Below are 19996 nucleotides of genomic sequence, written 5' to 3' on the forward strand. Positions count from 1 at the left end.
GCCGTCGAACTGCTCGGCGGACAGCGAGTCGACGAGACCGTTGTCCCCGACTCCGGCCGCGTGCACGACCGCGAGCAGTCCACGGTCCGACACCAGCGAGCCCACCAGGCCCTGGACGGCGTCACGGTCGGAGACGTCGCAGGCGAGGATCTCGACGGCGGCGCCCGACTCGGCCAGTTCGGCCGCGAGTTCGTCGGCGCCGGGGGCGTCCATGCCACGCCGTGACGTCAGGACGACGTCCCGCACGCCACGCTCGGCGACCAGGTACCGGGCCACCACCGCGCCCAGACCACCCGTACCACCGGTGATCAGCACAGCACCCTCACCGTCCAGCGCGGGAACAACCTCCCCCGCCTCCGGCAACCGCGCCAGCCTCGGCACCAGCACCGCACCCGCACGCACCGCGACCTCGGACTCACCCGACACCACAGCCCCGACGGCCAACTCCACACCGCCCGCCGAACCATCCACGTCCACGACGGCGAAACGACCCGGGTTCTCGGCCGAAGCCGCACGCAACAGACCCCACACCGGAGCCTGCACCACATCACCCGCACCATCCACCGGCACCGCACCACGCGTCACGACCACCAGCCGCGACCCAGCGAACCGCTCCTCGACCAGCCACGAACGCACCACACCCAGCACACGGTCCAGCACCGCACGCACACCCACCGGAACATCCACCCCGGCATCAGGCACCACGTCCAGCACCACCACACCAGGCACCTCACCACCCGGCTCCACCACCTCCGACCACACAGCCCACTCAGGAGCCCCGGCAGCCGACGCGGCCACCGGCACCCACTCGGTGCCGTACAGCGCACCCGCGGTACCGGAGGCGGCACCGAGCTGCTCGGCCGAGACCGGGCGGCTCGCGAGGGAACCGACGGTCAGGACCGGGGCCCCGGTGACGTCGGCGATGGAGAGGGAGACCGCGTTGCCGTCCAGCTTGCGGACACGGACGCGGACGGCGGCGGCGCCGACGGCGTGCAGGGAGACGTCGTTCCAGGCGAACGGGACGACGGTGTCGCCGTCGACGTCGTTGAGGATTCCGGCGTGCATGGCCGCGTCCAGGAGCGCGGGGTGCAGACCGAACCGGCCCGCCTCCCGGGTCTCCGACTCGGGGAGCGCCACCTCGGCGAAGAGTTCGTCACCGCTCCGCCAGGCGGCCTTCAGCCCCTGGAAGACCGGGCCGTAGCCGTAACCGCGGTCGCTGAACACGTCGTACGCGTCCTCCACCGGCAGCACCTCGGCACCCGCCGGAGGCCACTCCGCCAGCTCGAACCCGGCGGCGACGGCCGCCTCGGCGAGGAAGCCGGACGCGTGGGTCGTCCAGGGCGCGTCCGACGCGGCCTCGGCGCGGGAGTAGACGGCGAACGTCCGGCGTTCGTCGATCTTCGGGCCCGCGACGACTCGGACCTGGAGGCCGCCGTCCTCGGGGAGCACCAGCGGGGTGGCGAGGGTCAGTTCCTCGACGGTGGCGCAGCCCGCCGCGTCGGCGGCGGCGAGGGCCAGTTCGACCAGGCCGGTGCCGGGCAGCAGCACCCGGCCGAGGACCACGTGGTCGGCGAGCCAGGGCTGCGCCTCCACCGAGAGGCGTCCGGTCAGGACGACACCACCGGAGTCCGGGAGCGTCACGACCGCGCCGAGCAGCGGGTGGTCCGCCGCGTCGACGCCGGCCGACCTCGGGTCCGCCGTGGTCGCGGCGCCGGCCTCGGGCCAGTAGCGCTCACGCTGGAAGGCGTAGGTCGGCAGGTCGACGGCGCGGGCGCCGGTACCGGCGAAGAAGCCCGCCCAGTCGACGGGGACGCCGGTGACGTGCAGGCGGCCGAGCACGGCGAGGGCGGTGACCTGCTCGTCGCGGTCCTTGCGCAGCAGCGGCACGAACACGGCGTCGCTGTCCTCGCCCGCACTGGTCCTGGCCATCCCGCTCAGGACACTGTCGGGGCCCAGCTCCACGAACCGGGTCACGCCCTCGTCGACCAGCGCGGTCACACCGTCGTGGAAGCGGACGGCCTCCCGGACATGGGTCACCCAGTAAGCGGGGCTGGTCAGTTCACCGGTCTCGGCCAGACGGCCGGTGACGTTGGAGACGACCGGAAGGCGGGGCTCCTCGAAGGACAGCCCCTCGACGACCTCCCGGAACGCGTCCAGCATCGGATCCATCAGCGGCGAGTGGAACGCGTGCGAGACCCGCAGCGCGCTCACCCGACGGCCCTGCTCACGGAAGTACGCGGCGATCGCCTCGACCGACTCCGCCACACCCGAAACCACCACGGACGTGGGCCCGTTGACCGCCGCGATCGACACACCCTCGACCAGGCGCGGCAGCACCTCGGCCTCCGTCGCCTCCACCGCCGTCATCCCACCACCGGCGGGAAGCGCCTGCATCAGACGACCACGAGCCGCCACCAACGCACACGCGTCAGCCAGGGAGAACACCCCGGCCACGTGCGCCGCCGCGACCTCACCGATGGAGTGACCGGCCACGAACTCCGGCCGCACACCCCACGACTCAACCAGCCGGAACAGCGCCACCTCGACCGCGAACAGACCCGCCTGCGCATGCACCGTCTGGTTCAGGACCTCCGCGTCCTCACCCCAGACCACCTCACGCAGCGGACGCTCCAGGTGCTGGTCCAGGAGAGCGCACACCGCGTCGAACGACTCCGCGAAGACCGGGAACCGCGCGTACAACTCACGCCCCATGCCCAGGCGTTGCGCACCCTGACCGGAGAAGAGGAACGCCGTGCGACCGGTTCCGATCGCGCCGTCCGTCACACCGGCGTCCGGCTCGCCTGCGGCGAGGGCCGTGAGGGCGGCGAGGGCCGTTTCGCGGTCGTCGGCGAGGAGCACCGCGCGGTGGTCGAAGGTCGCACGCTGCGTGGCCAGCGAGAACGCCACGTCCAGCGCGGACGAGTCCGCTCCACCGGCGGTCAGGAAATCACCGAGCCGGGCGGCCTGCGCCCGCAGCGCCTCCTGGGTACGACCCGAGAGCACCCACGGGACGACGCCCTGGACGACCGGGGCCGTCTCCGCGACGGCACGCTCCTGGACCCGCTCCTCGGGCTGTTCGAGGATCAGGTGGGCGTTGGTGCCGCTGATACCGAACGACGAGACACCCGCCCGGCGGACCCGTCCCGCACCCGACCACTCGTGATCGTCGGTGAGCAGTTCCACCGCACCAGCCGACCAGTCGACGTGGGAGCTGGGCGCGTCCACGTGCAGGGTGCGCGGCAGCATGCCGTGGCGCATGGCCATGACCATCTTGATCACACCCGCGACACCCGCCGCGGCCTGCGTGTGACCGAAGTTCGACTTCACCGAGCCGAGCAGCAACGGCGCCTCGCCGTCCGCCCGCTGACCATAGGTCGCCAGCAGCGCCTGCGCCTCGATCGGGTCACCCAGCGTGGTACCGGTGCCGTGCGCCTCGACGACGTCCACCTGGGAAGCGGAGAGACCGCCGCTGGCGAGGGCCTGCCGGATCACGCGCTGCTGCGACGGGCCGTTCGGCGCCGTCAGACCGTTCGACGCACCGTCCTGGTTCACCGCCGAACCCCGCACCACGGCAAGGACCTTGTGGCCGTTGCGACGCGCGTCCGAGAGCCGTTCGAGGACGACCATGCCGACGCCCTCGGACCAACCGGCGCCGTCGGCGGAGTCGGAGAACGCCTTGCAGCGGCTGTCGGGCGAGAGGGCGCCCTGGCGGGAGAACTCGATGAAGGCGGTCGGGGTCGCCATGACGGTCACGCCACCGGCGACGGCGAGGGAGCACTCCCCCGACCGCAGCGCCTGCGCCGCCCAGTGCATCGCGACCAGCGACGACGAGCACGCCGTGTCGACCGTCACCGCCGGGCCCTCGAAGCCGAACGTGTAGGAGACACGGCCGGACGCGATGCTGCCCGCGCTGCCGTTGCCCCGGTAGCCCTCGTACTGGTCGTCGGTGAGGATGCTGCCGTAGTCGTTGTACATGACGCCCGCGAAGACGCCGGTCTGGCTGCCGCGCAGGGTCGCCGGGTCGATGCCGGTGCGCTCGATGGCCTCCCACGTCGTCTCCAGCAGCAGCCGCTGCTGCGCGTCCGTGGCCACCGCCTCACGCGGGCTCATCCCGAAGAACTCGGGGTCGAACTCCCCGGCTCCGTGCAGGAATCCACCGGAGCGGGTGTACGTCGTGCCGGGCACTCCCCGGTCGGGGTTGTAGAGCGCGTCCACGTCCCAGCCACGGTCGGACGGGAACTCGGAGACCGCGTCGACGCCTTCGGAGACGACCCGCCAGAGGTCCTCGGGCGAGGAGACCCCGCCCGGGTACCGGCAGGCCATGCCGACGATGACGATCGGGTCGTCCGCCACCGACGGCAGCGCCGACACCGGGATCGCGGTCGCGGCCTCGGTGCCGAGGACGCTGTCCAGGAGGTGGCCGGAGAGCAGTTCGGCGGTGGGGTAGTCGAAGACGACGGTCGCGGGCAGCCGCAGGCCCGTGGCCGTGCCGAGCCGGTTGCGCAGTTCGACCGCCGTCAGCGAGTCGAAGCCGAGGTCCTGGAAGGCGCGGTTGGGGTTGACGGTCTGGGCACCGGAGTGGCCGAGGACGACGGCGATCTGCCCGCGCACCAGGTCGAGCATGGTCTCGCGGCGTTCCGTCTCGCCGAGCCCGGCGAGGCGGGCGGCGAGGCCGGTGGCCGTGGCCGAGCCCGCTCCGGCGGCGGTGCGCCGGACCGGGGTCCTGATCAGGCCGGTCAGCAGGGGCGGTATCTCGCCCTGGGCGCGGAGGGCGGGGAAGTCGAGGCGGACGGGGAGGACGACCGGCTCACCGGAGGCGAGGGCCGCGTCGAACAGCGCGACGCCCTCCTCCGCCGTGACCGCGGGCAGACCCGAACGCGCGATCCGCCGGCGGTCCGTCTCCGACAGTCCTTCCGTCATCCCGGCGTCCTGGGCCCACGGACCCCACACCAGCGAGACCCCGGGAAGCCCGAGACCACGCCGATGCCACGCCAACGCGTCCAGGAACGCGTTGCCGGCCGCGTACGCGCCCTGACCCGCGCTGCCGAACGTCCCCGCCACCGACGAGAACACCACGAACGCGTCGACGTCCGACGCCGCCCGGTGCAGGTTCCACGCCGCGTCCACCTTCGGACGCAGGACCTTCGCCATGCGCTCGGGGGTCAGCGACTCGACCGTGGCGTCGTCGAGGACGCCCGCGGTGTGCACGACGGCACGCACCTCGTACCGGGACAGCAGTTCGGTGACGGCGTCGAGGTCCGCGACGTCGCACGCCTCGACCGCGACCCGTGCACCCGACTCCGACAGCTCGGCCACCAACTCGGCGACACCGTCCGCGTCCTGGCCGCTGCGGCTGACCAACAGCAGGTCCCGCACCCCGCGTTCGGCGACCAGGTGACGGGCCACGATCCGGCCCAGACCACCCGTGCCACCCGTGACCAGCACCGTTCCCTCGGCGGGGAACTCGGGGGCCGGGGTGTCGGTCGGAACCGTCCTGGCCAGTCGCGGCACCTCGACGCGGGCCTCGCGCACGACGGTCTCGGGCTCGCCGGTCGCGGCGGCGGACGTCACCAGCGCGGTGTCCGCACCCTCCGCCAGGTCCAACAGGGCGAACCGGCCCGGGTGTTCCGACGTCGCGGAACGCACCAGACCCCACACCGACGCACCCGCCAGATCCACACCGTCCACCGCACCCGACGTCACGAACACCAACCGCGACGACGCGAACCGCTCCCCGGCCAGCCACGCACGCACCAGACCCAGCGCACCCTCAGCCGCAGCGTGCACACCCGCCACCACATCACCCGGAACACCCCCGGACACCGCGACCAGCACCGTCTCCGGAACCTCATCAGCGGCGGCAAGCGCGTCCAGGTCCGCGAAACGGACACCCGGCAGCTCCGGGAGGTTGTCGCCCAGGAGTGCCAACGGGCGCGTGTCGGCGGGGGCGGCTGCCGCCACCCAGTCGACGCGGTACAGGGCGTCGTGGAGCGGGGAGTTGAGCTGTGCCGTGGCCAGCGGGCGCACCGTCAGGGCCTGCACGGAGGCGACGGGTTCCCCGGTGGGGTCGGCGAGTTCCAGACCCATGGTGCCGTCGGCGTCCCGGGTGAGCCTGACCCGCAGGGCGGTCGCGCCGGACGCGTGGAGGCCGACGCCCGCCCAGGAGAACGGGACTCCGCCCCGGCCGTCGTCGTCGATCGCGAAGGCGTGCAGCGCGGCGTCGAACAGGGCCGGGTGGAGGCCGAAGGCGGCGCCGTCGGACTCGTCGTCGAGGGTGATCTCGGCGAAGAGGGCGTCACCCCGCCGCCAGGCGGCGCGCAGGCCGCGGAAGGCGGGGCCGTAGGCGAACCCGGCCTCGGCGAGGCGGTCGTAGCAGTCGGTGACGTCGATGGGGGTGGCGTCGCGCGGCGGCCACACCGTGGCGTCGAAGCCCGTGGGGGCCACGGCCTCGGGGGCGAGGACGCCGATGGCGTGGACGGCCCACGGGGTGTGCGCGTCGTCGTCCTCGGCGCGGGCGTGCACGCCGAGGGTGCGGCGGCCCTCCTCGTCCGGGGTGCCGACCCGCACCTGCACCTGGACCCCGCCGCGTGCGGGCAGGACCAGGGGCGCGGAGAGGGTGAGTTCCTCGACGGTCGCGCAGCCCACCTCGTCGGCGGCGCGCACGGCCATCTCCAGCAGCGCGGTGCCGGGCACCAGGACGGCGCCCTGGACGACGTGGTCGGCGAGCCACGGCTGGGTCTGCGCCGACAGCCGCCCGGTCATCACCAGGCCGTCTCCGTCGGCGAGTTCGACGGCGGCGCCGAGCAACGGGTGTCCGGCGGCGCCGAGTCCGGCGAAGCGCACGTCGCCCGGACGGGTCGTCGTGACGGCCGGCCAGTAGCGCTCGCGCTGGAAGGCGTAGGTCGGCAGGTCGACGGCGCGGGCGGCCGACCCGGTGAACAGGTCGGCCCAGCGGACCTGGACACCGGCGGTGTGCAGGCGGCCGAGGGCTTCGAGCGCGGTGGTCCGCTCGTCGCGGTCCTTGCGCAGCAGGGGTACGAGGACGGTGCCGGGCTCGTCGCCCGCGCTCTCGCGCGCCATGCCGGTCAGGACCCCGTCGGGGCCCAACTCAAGGAAGCGGGTGACACCTTGCTCGGCGAGGGTGCGGACGCCGTCGTCGAAGCGGACCGCCTCACGGACGTGGGTGACCCAGTACTCGGGGTCCTCCACCTGTCCGGGCTCCGCGAGGGCGCCGCTCACGTGCGAGACGAGCGGGATGCGGGGCGCGGCGAACGCCAGGTCCTCGACGACGTCGCGGAACTCGTCGAGCATCGGGTCCATCAGCGGGGAGTGGAAGGCGTGCGAGACGCGCAGCGCGCTGACCCGGCGGCCCTGCTCGCGGAAGTGCGCGGCGACCGCGTCCACGGCGTCCTCGGAGCCCGAGACCACCACGGAGGAGGGGCCGTTGACGGCGGCGACGGAGACGCTGCCGGTGAGGTGCGGGAGCACCTCGCCGACGGTGGCCTCGATCGCCGTCATCGCGCCGCCCTCGGGGAGCGCCTGCATCAGGCGGCCGCGGGCGGCCACCAGCGCGCAGGCGTCCGGCAGGGAGAAGACGCCGGCGACGTGGGCCGCGGCGACCTCGCCGATGGAGTGTCCGGCCACGAACTCCGGTCGCACGCCCCAGGATTCGACCAGGCGGAAGAGGGCCACCTCGACGGCGAACAGGCCAGCCTGCGCGTACGCGGTGCGGTTCAGGAGGTCGGCGTCGTCGCCCCAGACGACGTCGCGGAGCGGGCGCTCCAGGTGGGCGTCGAGTCCGGCGCACACGGCGTCGAACGCTTCGGCGAAGACCGGGAAGGCGGCGTGGAGGCCGCGGCCCATGCCGAGCCGCTGTGAGCCCTGGCCGGAGAAGAGGAAGGCCGTGCGGCCGGTTCCGGCGACACCGTCCACGACCGCGCCGGTCGGCTCGCCTGCGGCGAGGGCCGTGAGGGCGGCGAGGGCCGTTTCGCGGTCGTCGGCGAGGAGCACCGCGCGGTGGTCGAAGGTCGCACGCTGCGTGGCCAGCGAGAACGCCACGTCCAGCGCGGACGGGTCCGCTCCACCGGCGGTCAGGAAATCACCGAGCCGGGCGGCCTGCGCCCGCAGCGCCTCCTGCGTGCGGCCCGAGAGGAGCCACGGGAGGACACCGGTGGTGACCGGCGCCGTCTCCGCGACGGCACGCTCCCGGACCTGCTCCTCGGGCTGTTCGAGGATCAGGTGGGCGTTGGTGCCGCTGATGCCGAAGGAGGAGACACCCGCCCGGCGGATCCGCCCCTCGCCGGACCACTCGTGGTCGTCGGTGAGGAGTTCCACCGCACCGGCCGACCAGTCGACGTGGGAGCTGGGCGCGTCCACGTGCAGGGTGCGCGGCAGCATGCCGTGGCGCATGGCCATGACCATCTTGATCACACCCGCGACACCCGCCGCGGCCTGCGTGTGACCGAAGTTCGACTTCACCGAGCCGAGCAGCAACGGCGCCTCGCCGTCCGCCCGCTGACCATAGGTCGCCAGCAGCGCCTGCGCCTCGATCGGGTCACCCAGCGTGGTACCGGTGCCGTGCGCCTCCACCACGTCCACCTCGGACGCGGACAGACCACCGCTCGCCAGAGCCTGCCGGATGACGCGCTGCTGCGAGGGGCCGTTCGGCGCCGTCAGACCGTTCGACGCACCGTCCTGGTTCACCGCCGAACCCCGCATCACCGCAAGGACCTTGTGGCCGTTGCGCCGCGCGTCCGAGAGCCGTTCGAGGACGACCATGCCGACACCCTCGGACCAACCGACGCCGTCGGCGCCGTCCGCGAAGGAGCGGCAGCGGCCGTCCGCCGAGAGGCCGCCCTGGCGGGAGAACTCCACGAACGTCATCGGCGTGGACATCACCGTCACGCCACCGGCGACCGCGAGGGAGCACTCCCCCGAGCGCAGCGCCTGCGCCGCCCAGTGCATCGCGACCAGCGACGACGAGCACGCGGTGTCGACCGTCACCGCCGGACCTTCGAAGCCGAACGTGTAGGAGACACGGCCCGAGGCCACGCTGCCCGCGCTGCCGCTGCCCTGGTAGCCCTCGAACTCGGGGCCCGCCAGCAGGTTGGCGTAGTCGTGGTACATGACGCCCGCGAAGACGCCGGTCTGGCTGCCCCGGAGGGTGGCCGGGTCGATGCCGGTGCGCTCGATGGCCTCCCACGTCGTCTCCAGCAGCAGCCGCTGCTGGGCGTCCGTGGCCACCGCCTCACGCGGGCTCATCCCGAAGAACTCGGGGTCGAAGTCGGTCGCCCCGTCCAGGAAACCGCCCGAGCGGGTGTAGGTCGTGCCGGGGACCTCCCGGTCGGGGTTGTAGAGCGCGTCCACGTCCCAGCCACGGTCGGACGGGAAGTCCGCGACCGCGTCCACACCCTCGGACACCACGCGCCAGAGGTCCTCGGGCGAGGCGACCCCGCCCGGGTACCGGCAGGCCATGCCGACGATGACGATCGGGTCGTCCGCCACCGACGGCAGCGCCGACACCGGCACCACCGCGGTCGGCTCGACCGCGCCGAACAACTCGTCCAGCAGGTAACCGACCAGCGTGGACGCGGTCGGGTAGTCGAAGACGACCGTCGCGGGCAGCCGCAGCCCGGTCGACGTACCGAGCCGGTTGCGCAGCTCCACCGCCGTCAGCGAATCGAAACCGAGGTCCTGGAAGGCACGGTTCGGATCGACGGTCTGGGCACCCGCGTGCCCGAGCACCACCGCGATCTGACCACGCACCAGGTCGAGCAGCACCTCACGCCGCTCCTCGGCGCCCAGGGCCTCCAGGCGCTGCACCAGACCGGCCGTCGCGGCCGAACCACCGGCGGCCGAACGGCGCTTGCGGGTGCGGACGAGCCCGCGCAGCAGGTGCGGGATGTCGTCCTGGCCGCGCAGCGCGGCGAGGTCGAGGCGGACGGGGAGGACGACCGGCTCACCGGAGGCGAGGGCCGCGTCGAACAGCGCGACGCCCTCCTCCGCCGTCACCGCGGGCAGACCCGAACGGGCGATGCGCCGGCGGTCCGTCTCCGACAACGCCTCCGTCATCCCCGCGTCCTGCGACCACGGACCCCACACCAACGACACACCCGAGAGCCCGAGACCACGCCGATGTGCCACCACCGCGTCCAGGAACGCGTTGCCGGCCGCGTACGCGCCCTGACCCGCGCTGCCGAACGTCCCCGCCACCGACGAGAACACCACGAACGCGTCGAGGCCCTCGGTCGCCCGATGCAGGTTCCATGCCGCGTCCACCTTCGGACGCAGGACCCTCGCCATGCGCTCAGGGGTCAGCGACTCCAGCATGCCGTCGTCCAGGACACCCGCGGTGTGCACGACCGCGCGCACCTCGTACCGGGACACCAGCTCCGTGACGGCGTCGAGGTCCGCGACGTCGCACGCCTCGACCGCGACCCGCGCACCCGACTCCGACAGCTCGGCCACCAACTCGGCCACACCGTCCGCGTCCTGGCCGCTGCGGCTCACCAACAGCAGGTCCCGCACCCCGCGTTCGGCGACCAGGTGACGGGCCACGATCCGGCCCAGACCACCCGTGCCACCCGTCACCAGCACCGTTCCCTCAGTGGGGAGTTCGACGGCCTGTGCGTCGGTCGTGGCCAGCGCGCGGGTCAGTCGCGGTACCCGGACCTCGCCCGCGCGCACGGCGATCTCCGACTCCTCCACGGCGAGAGCCGCGAGAAGGGTCTCCCGGTCCGTGCTGTCGTCGGTGTCCAGCAGGGCGAAGCGGTCGGGGTGTTCCAGCGAGGCGGAGCGCACGAGGCCCCGCACGGGAGCGGCGCTCAGGTCGGTCGCGGCGACGAACACCAGCCGGGACGCGGCGAACCGCTCCTCGGCGAGCCACGCACGCACCAGGTCGAGCGCCCACGCGGCGGCCGCGTGCGCGCCGTCGACGACCTCGGCGCCGGTGTCGTCGGGGACAGCGACGAGGACGACGCCCGGGACGGCGTCGGCCGCGGCGAGGGACTCCAGGTTCTCGAACCGGGCGAAGCCGTCGGTCCCGTGGGGTGACGTCCGGTCGCCGAGCACCGCGACCGCGTCGGCCTCGACACGTACGCCGGTCGTCCGGGCCGTCGTCCAGTCGACGCGGTAGAGGGGGCGCGACGTGTCGGAGGGCGCGGCTCCGGAACCGGCCGCGCGGACGGTCAGGGACTCCACGGAGGCGACGGGCGCGCCGGTCGGGTCGGCGAGCCGGACACCGAGGGTGTCGTCCCCGGTGCGGGTCAGCCGGACCCGGAGCGCGGACGCGCCGGAGGCGTGGAGGGACACTCCCTCCCAGACGAACGGCACGCCGCTCGGGGCGTCCTCGTCGCCGAAGGCGAAGGAGGCGTGCAGGGCCGCGTCGAAGAGGGCCGGGTGCAGACCGAAGTCGGCGCCGTCGACGCCGTCGGGCAGGGAGACCTCGGCGAAGACGTCGTCACCGCGCCGCCAGGCGGAGCGCAGGCCCTGGAAGACGGGCCCGTAGCGGAGACCGGCCTCGGCGAGGCGCTCGTAGCTGTCGGTCAGGTCGACCGGGGAGGCGTCCTTCGGCGGCCACACGGCGGCGTCGAAGTCGGCGGGCGCCTCGGCCGGGGCGAGGACGCCGGTGGCGTGCGGGGTCCACGGCTGGCGTTCGCCGCCGTCGTCGTCCCGGGAGTGGATGGAGACCGGGCGGCGGCCCAGCTCGTCGGGCGCACCGACGCTGACCTGGATGCGCACCGCGCCGCGCTCGGGGAGCACCAGGGGTGCGGCCAGGGCGAGTTCCTCGACGGTGTCGCAGCCCGCCTCGTCGGCGGCGCGCACGGCGAGTTCCAGCAGGGCCGTGCCGGGGACCAGGACGGTCCCCTGGACGACGTGGTCGGCGAGCCAGGGGTGGGAGCGCGTCGAGAGGCGTCCGGTCAGCACCAGGCCGTCGGCGTCGGCGAGTTCGACGGCCGCGCCGAGCAGCGGGTGGCCTGCGGCGCCGAGGCCGGCCAGCCGGATGTCACCGGTCGAGGTGGTGGTCGCGGTGGGCCAGAAGTACTCGTGCTGGAAGGCGTAGGTGGGCAGGTCGACGGGTCGGCCGCCGGTGCCGTCGAGGACCGTGGCCCAGTCGGCGGCGGTGCCGAGGACGTGCAGGTGGGCGAGGGCTGTGAGGGCGGTGGTGACTTCGTCGCGGTCCTTGCGCAGCAGCGGCACGAACACGGCGTCCGTGTCCTGGCCCGCGCTGGTCCTGGCCATCCCGCTCAGGACACCGTCGGGGCCCAACTCCACGAACCGGGTCACGCCCTCGTCGACCAGCGCGGTCACACCGTCGTGGAAGCGGACGGCCTCACGGACATGGGTCACCCAGTAAGCGGGGCTGGTCAGTTCACCGCTCTCCGCGAGACGGCCGGTCACGTTCGAGACGACCGGCAGACGGGGCTCCTCGAAGGACAACCCCTCGACGACCTCCCGGAACGCGTCCAGCATCGGATCCATCAACGGCGAGTGGAACGCGTGCGAGACCCGCAGCGCGCTCACCCGACGGCCCTGCTCACGGAAGTACGCGGCGATCGCCTCGACCGACTCCGCCACACCCGAAACCACCACGGACGTAGGCCCGTTGACCGCCGCGATCGACACACCCTCGACCAGGTGCTCAAGCACCTCGGCCTCCGTCGCCTCCACCGCCGTCATCCCACCACCGGCGGGAAGCGCCTGCATCAGACGACCACGAGCCGCCACCAACGCACACGCGTCAGCCAGAGAGAACACCCCGGCCACGTGCGCCGCCGCGACCTCACCGATGGAGTGACCGGCCACGAACTCCGGCCGCACACCCCATGACTCGACCAACCGGAACAGCGCCACCTCGACCGCGAACAGACCCGCCTGCGCATGGACCGTCTGGTTCAGGACCTCCGCGTCCTCACCCCAGACCACCTCACGCAACGGACGCTCCAGGTGCTGGTCCAGGAGGGCACACACCGCGTCGAACGACTCCGCGAAGACCGGGAACCGCGCGTACAACTCACGCCCCATGCCCAGACGTTGCGCGCCCTGACCGGAGAAGAGGAAGGCCGTGCGGCCGGGTTCGGCGGCGCCGACGACGGCGGCGGAGTCGGCTTCGCCCACGCACACGGCGGCCAGGCCGCGCACGGCGGTCTCCCGGTCGTCCGTGAGGACCACGGCGCGGTGGTCGAAGGTGGAGCGCTGGGTGGCGAGGGAGAGCGCGAGGTCCACCGGGCGCAGCGCGGGGTCCGCCTCGACCTGGGCGAGGAGGCGGGCGGCCTGGGCCCGCAGTGCCTCGTCCGTGCGGCCGGACAGCGTCCAGGGCACGATGCCGGGGGCCAGGGAGGCGACGCCCTCGCCCGTGCTGGGGATCTCGGCGGCCGGTTCGGGCTGTTCGAGGATGACGTGGGCGTTGGTGCCGCTGATGCCGAAGGAGGACACACCGGCCCTGCGGAGGCGCTCGTCCCCGGACCACTCGCGGTCGTCGGTGAGGAGTTCCACGTCGCCCGCGGACCAGTCGACGTGCGTGCTGGGCGCGTCCACGTGCAGGGTGCGCGGGAGCATGCCGTGGCGCATCGCCATGACCATCTTGATGACGCCCGCGACACCGGCGGCGGCCTGGGTGTGGCCGAGGTTGGACTTGATGGAGCCGAGCCACAGCGGGCGGTCCCCGTCGCGGTCCTGGCCGTAGGTGGCGAGGAGGGCCTGGGCCTCGATGGGGTCGCCGAGGGTGGTGCCGGTGCCGTGCGCCTCGACGACGTCCACCTGGGAGGCGGAGAGACCGCCGCTGGCGAGGGCCTGCCGGATGACGCGCTGCTGCGAGGGGCCGTTCGGCGCCGTCAGACCGTTCGAGGCGCCATCTTGGTTGACCGCCGAACCCCGCACCACCGCAAGGACCTTGTGGCCGTTGCGCCGCGCGTCGGAGAGGCGTTCGAGGACGACCATGCCGACGCCCTCGGACCAGCCGACGCCGTCGGCGCCGTCCGCGAAGGAGCGGCAGCGGCCGTCGGAGGAGAGGCCGCCCTGGCGGGAAAACTCGACGAAGGTCGTGGGCGTCGACATGACCGTCACGCCACCGGCGACGGCGAGGGAGCACTCCCCCGAGCGCAGGGCCTGCGCGGCCCAGTGGAGTGCCACGAGGGAGGAGGAGCAGGCGGTGTCGACGGTGACCGCGGGGCCCTCGAAGCCGAACGTGTAGGAGACGCGGCCGGAGGCGATGCTGGGGGCGCTGCCGTTGGAGCGGAAGCCCTCGTACTGCTCGTCGGCGAGCAGGTTGCCGTAGTCGTTGTACATGACGCCGGCGAAGACGCCGGTCTGGCTGCCGCGCAGGGTGGCCGGGTCGATGCCGGTGCGCTCGATGGCCTCCCAGGTCGTCTCCAGCAGCAGCCGCTGCTGGGCGTCGGTGGCGGCCGCCTCGCGGGGGCTCATGCCGAAGAACTCGGCGTCGAAGGCGCCCGCCTCGTGCAGGAAGCCGCCGGCGGCGGTGTAGGTGGTGCCGGACGCGTCGCGGTCGGGGTTGTAGAGGGCGTCGACGTCCCAGCCGCGGTTGACCGGGAACTCGGTGACGGCGTCGACGCCTTCGGAGACGACCCGCCAGAGGTCCTCGGGCGAGGCGACCCCGCCCGGGTAGCGGCAGGCCATGCCGACGATGACGATCGGGTCGTCCGCCACCGACGGCAGCGCCGACACCGGGACCACGGCGGTCGGCTCGATCACGCCGAACAGCTCGTCGAGCAGGTAGCCGACCAGCGTGGACGCGGTCGGGTAGTCGAAGACGACCGTCGCGGGCAGCCGCAGCCCGGTCGACGTACCGAGCCGGTTGCGCAGCTCCACCGCCGTCAGCGAATCGAAACCGAGATCCTGGAAGGCACGGTTCGGATCGACCGTCTGGGCACCCGCGTGCCCGAGCACCACCGCGATCTGACCACGCACCAGGTCGAGCAGCACCTCACGCCGCTCCTCGGTGCCGAGGGCCGCGAGGCGCTGCACCAGTCCCGCGGTCGCGGCGGTGCCTCCGGCCGCGGACCGGCGGGCCCTGCGCCGGATCAGGCCGCGCGTCATGGGGTGCGGGTCGGCCTGCTCGCGCAGTGCGGCGAGGTCGAGGCGGACGGGCAGGACGGCGGGGACGCCGGTCGTGAGGGCGGCGTCGAAGAGGGCGGTGCCCTGCTCGGGGGTCAGCTCGGGCAGTCCGGCGCGGGCGATGCGGTGGACGTCGGTGCCGGAGAGGGTGCCGATCATGCCGGTGTCCTGGGTCCACGGGCCCCAGGCGAGGGAGGTCGCGGGCAGGCCGAGGGTGCGGCGGTGGCGGGCCAGGGCGTCCAGGAAGGTGTTCCCGGCCGCGTAGTTGGCCTGTCCCGGGCCGCCGAGGACGCCGGAGAGGGAGGAGAAGACGACGAAGGCGTCGAGGTCGAGGCCCTCGGTCGCCCGGTGCAGGTTCCAGGCCGCGTCCACCTTCGGACGCAGGACCCTCGCCAGCCGCTCGGGGGTCAGCGACTCGACGGTGCCGTCGTCGAGGACACCGGCCGAGTGCACGACCGCGCGCACCTCGTACCGGGAGAGCAGTTCGGTGACGGCGTCGAGGTCCGCGACGTCGCACGCCTCGACCGCGACCCGCGCACCCGACTCCGACAGCTCGGCCACCAACTCGGCGACGCCGTCGGCGTCCTGGCCGCTGCGGCTGACCAACAGCAGGTCCCGTACCCCGCGTTCGGCGACCAGGTGACGGGCCACGATCCGGCCCAGACCACCCGTGCCGCCGGTCACGAGGACGGTTCCGTCCGCGTGGCTCCAGTCCGGGCCCTCGGTCTCGCCCGCGGTCACCCGGGCGAGGCGGGGCACCAGGACGCCGTCCTCGCGCACGGCGGTCTCGGGCTCGCCGGTCGCGGCGGCGGACGTCACCAGCGCGGTGTCCGCACCTTCCGCCAGGTCCAACAGGGCGAACCGGCCCGGGTGTTCCGACGTCGCGGAACGCACCAGGCCCCACACCGACGCACCCGCCAGATCCACACCGTCCACCGCACCCGACGTCACGAACACCAGCCGCGACGACGCGAACCGCTCCCCGGCCAGCCACGCACGCACCAGACCCAGCGCACCCTCCGCCGCAGCGTGCACACCCGCCACCACATCACCCGGAACACCCCCGGACACCGCGACCAGCACCGTCTCCGGAACCTCATCAGCGGCGGCGAGCGCGTCCAGGTCCGCGAAACGGACACCCGGCAGCTCCGGGAGGCCGGTGCCGAGCAGGGCGGCCGGGGCGGCGTCGGCATCGGCGTCGGCGGCCGGGACCCAGTCGACCTGGAAGAGGGCGTCGCGGGTCAGGGCGTCCACGCCGGAGGGCGCGGCGGCGACGGCGCGCAGCACCAGGTTCTCGATGCTGGCGACGGGCGCGCCGCCCGCGTCGGCGACGGCCACGGTCGCGGACTCGTCACCGGTGCGGGTCATGCGGACCCGCACGGCGCGGGCCCCGGAGGCGTGCAGGCACACCCCTTCCCAGGAGAACGGGACGACGCCGCGGGCGAGCCCGGCGAGGGCCGAGATCTGGAGGGAGGCGTCGAGCAGCGCGGGGTGCAGGCCGAAGTCGGCGCCGTCGACGCCGTCGGGCAGGGCGACCTCGGCGAAGACGTCGTCACCGCGCCGCCAGGCGGCCCGCAGGCCCTGGAACAGCGGACCGTAGACGTAGCCGCCCTCGGCCATGCGCTCGTAGAGGCCGGTGATGTCGAGGGGTTCGGCGTCGGCGGGGGGCCACACCGTGGTGTCGAAGTCGAGGGTGCGCTCGCCGGGGGCGAGGACGCCGGTGGCGTGCTCGGTCCAGGAGTGCTGGTCGTCGGCGCCCTCGACGCGGGAGCGTGCGGTGAGGGTGCGGCGGCCGGTCGGGTCGGCGGGGCCCACGTGCAGGTGGAGCTGGACGCCGCCCTGGGCGGGCAGGATCAGCGGGGCGGCGAGGGTGAGTTCCTCGACGCGCTCGCAGCCGACCTCGTCACCGGCCCGGACGGCGAGTTCGACGAAGGCGGTGCCGGGCAGCAGGACGTTGCCCATGACGGCGTGCTCGGCGAGCCAGGGGTGGGTGCGCAGGGAGAGCCGGGTGGTGAGCAGCAGGCCGCCGGAATCGGAGAGTTCGACGGCGGCACTGAGCAGGGGGTGTCCCGCGGCCCTGAGTCCGGCGGACTCCACGTCGGCGCCGACGGTGACGCTGGGCACGGGCCAGTAGCGCTCGTGCTGGAAGGCGTAGGTCGGCAGGTCGGTGAGCCGGGCGCCGGTGCCGTCGAGGACGGCGGTCCAGTCGACGGCGGTGCCGGTGGCGTGGAGCCGGGCGAGTGCGGCGAGGGCGGTGGTCTCCTCGTCGCGGTCCTTGCGCAGCAGCGGCACGAACACGGCGTCGCTGTCCTGGCCCGCGCTGGTGCGCGCCATCCCGGTCAGGACGCCGTCGGGGCCCAGCTCCAGGAAGCGGGTCACGCCCTGCCCGGTGAGGGCGGTGACACCGTCGTGGAAGCGGACGGCCTCACGGACATGGGTCACCCAGTAAGCGGGGGTGGTCAGTTCACCGGTCTCGGCGAGGCGGCCGGTGACGTTGGAGACGACCGGCAGGCGGGGTTCCTCGAAGGACAGCCCCTCGACGACCTCCTGGAACGCGTCCAGCATCGGGTCCATCAGCGGAGAGTGGAAGGCGTGCGAGACCCGCAGCGCGCTGACCCGACGCCCCTGCTCACGGAAGTACGCGGCGATCGCCTCGACCGACTCCGACTCGCCTGAAACCACCACGGACGTGGGCCCGTTGACCGCCGCGATCGACACACCCTCGACCAGGTGCTCAAGCACCTCGGCCTCCGTCGCCTCCACCGCCGTCATCCCACCACCGGCGGGAAGCGCCTGCATCAGACGACCACGAGCCGCCACCAACGCACACGCGTCAGCCAGGGAGAACACCCCGGCCACGTGCGCCGCCGCGACCTCACCGATGGAGTGACCGGCCACGAACTCCGGCCGCACACCCCACGACTCGACCAACCGGAACAGGGCGACCTCGACCGCGAACAGACCCGCCTGCGCATGGACCGTCTGGTTCAGGACCTCCGCGTCCTCACCCCAGACCACCTCACGCAACGGACGCTCCAGACGCCCGTCCAGCTCCGCGCACACCGCGTCGAACGACTCCGCGAAGACCGGGAACCGCGCGTACAACTCACGCCCCATGCCCAGGCGTTGCGCGCCCTGACCGGAGAAGAGGAACGCGGTGTAGCCGGTGCGGGTGGTGTCCTCGACGACCGCGGGGTGGGGTTCGGCGGCGGCGAGGGCGGCCAGGGCGGCGGCGGTGGTCTCCGGGTCGGTGGCCAGGACGACCGCGCGGTGCGGGAAGGGGGCGCGGCTGGTGGCGAGGGAGAGCGCGATGTCGGCGGGGCGGGGGCGCGGGGTGGTGGTGAGGCGGTCGCCGAGGCGGCCGGCCTGGGCGCGCAGGGCGGTGGCGGAGCGGGCGGAGAGCGGCCAGGGGGTGACGGCCGGTTCGACGAGGGCGGCCGGGACGGTGGCGGGCGCCTCGTCGGCGGGGGCGTCGGCGGCGGGGGCGTCGGTCTCCTCCGCCGGTGCCTCGGTGGCCTGTTCGAGCAGGACGTGGGCGTTGGTGCCGCTGATGCCGAAGGCAGAGACGCCCGCGCGGCGGGGGTGGTCGGCGTCGGGCCAGTCGGTGGCCTCGGTGAGGAGGGCGACGGAGCCGGACGTCCAGTCGACGTGGGTGGTGGGGGTGTCGACGTGCAGGGTGGCGGGCAGCAGGCCGTGGCGCATCGCCATGACCATCTTGATGACACCGGCGACACCGGCGGCGGCCTGCGCGTGGCCGATGTTCGACTTGATGCCGCCGAGGTGCAGCGGGCGGCCCTCGGGGCGGTTCTGGCCGTAGGTGGCGAGGAGGGCCTGCGCCTCGATGGGGTCGCCGAGGGTGGTGCCGGTGCCGTGCGCCTCGACGGCGTCGACCTGGTCGGGGGCGAGGCGGGCGTCGGCGAGGGCGGCCTGGATGACGCGGCGCTGCGAGGGGCCGTTGGGGGCGGTGAGGCGGCTGCTGGCGCCGTCCTGGTTGACGGCGGAGCCGCGCACGACGGCGAGGACGGGGTGGTTGTTGCGGCGGGCGTCGGAGAGCCGCTCGACGAGGAGGACGCCGACGCCCTCGCCCCAGGAGGTGCCGTCGGCGGAGTCGGCGAAGGGCTTGCAGCGGCCGTCGGCGGCGAGGCCGCGCTGGCGGGAGAACTCGGTGAAGAGTTCGGTGGTCGGCATCATGGCGACGCCGCCGGTCAGGGCGAGGGAGCACTCCCCCGCGCGCAGGGCGCGGACCGCGAGGTGCAGGGCGACGAGGGAGGAGGAGCAGGCGGTGTCGACGGTGACCGCGGGGCCTTCGAGGCCCAGGGTGTAGGAGATGCGGCCGGACAGGACGCTCATGGCGCCGCCGGTGAGGTTGTGTCCCTCGGTCTCGTCGGCGGTGCGGGCCAGCGAGCCGTAGTTGGTGTCGGCGCCGCCGACGAAGACGCCGGTGTCGGTGTTGCGGAGCGCGGCGGGGCTGATCCGGGCGCGTTCGACGGCCTCCCAGGCGGTCTCCAGGAGGAGGCGCTGCTGCGGGTCCATGGCGAGGGCCTCGCGCGGGGCGATGCCGAAGAGGTCGGCGTCGAACTCGGCGGCGCCGTCGAGGAATCCGCCCTCGCGGACGTAGCTCTTGCCGGGGGTGCCCGGGTCCGGGTCGTAGAGGCCGTCCAGGTCCCAGCCGCGGTCCGCGGGAAGCGGGCCGACGGCGTCGGTGCCGTCGGCCACCAGGCGCCACAGGTCCTCGGGCGAGCGGACCCCGCCGGGGAAGCGGCAGGCCATGCCGATGACGGCGATGGGCTCGCTCTCCCGTGCCTCGACCGACTCCAGCCGCTGCCGGGTGCGGCGCAGATCGGCGGTGACCTTCTTGAGGTAGTCGCGGAGCTTGGCTTCGGAGCTTGCCATGGGGTGGTTCCTCTGAGTTCGAGAAGGACGC

Annotated in this window: 1 protein-coding gene; it reads right to left on the reverse strand. The window is 73.8% G+C overall.

Annotated features, from left to right (window positions below):
• Positions 1 to 19965: type I polyketide synthase (locus tag GA0115242_RS29480; RefSeq protein WP_141721796.1), on the reverse strand; the 19965-nt coding region annotated here is incomplete at its 3' end.
• Positions 19966 to 19996 lie beyond the last annotated feature (31 nt).

Origin of the sequence: Streptomyces sp. SolWspMP-5a-2 (genome assembly GCF_900091845.1) — a bacterium.
Lineage (GTDB): Bacteria > Actinomycetota > Actinomycetes > Streptomycetales > Streptomycetaceae > Streptomyces > Streptomyces doudnae.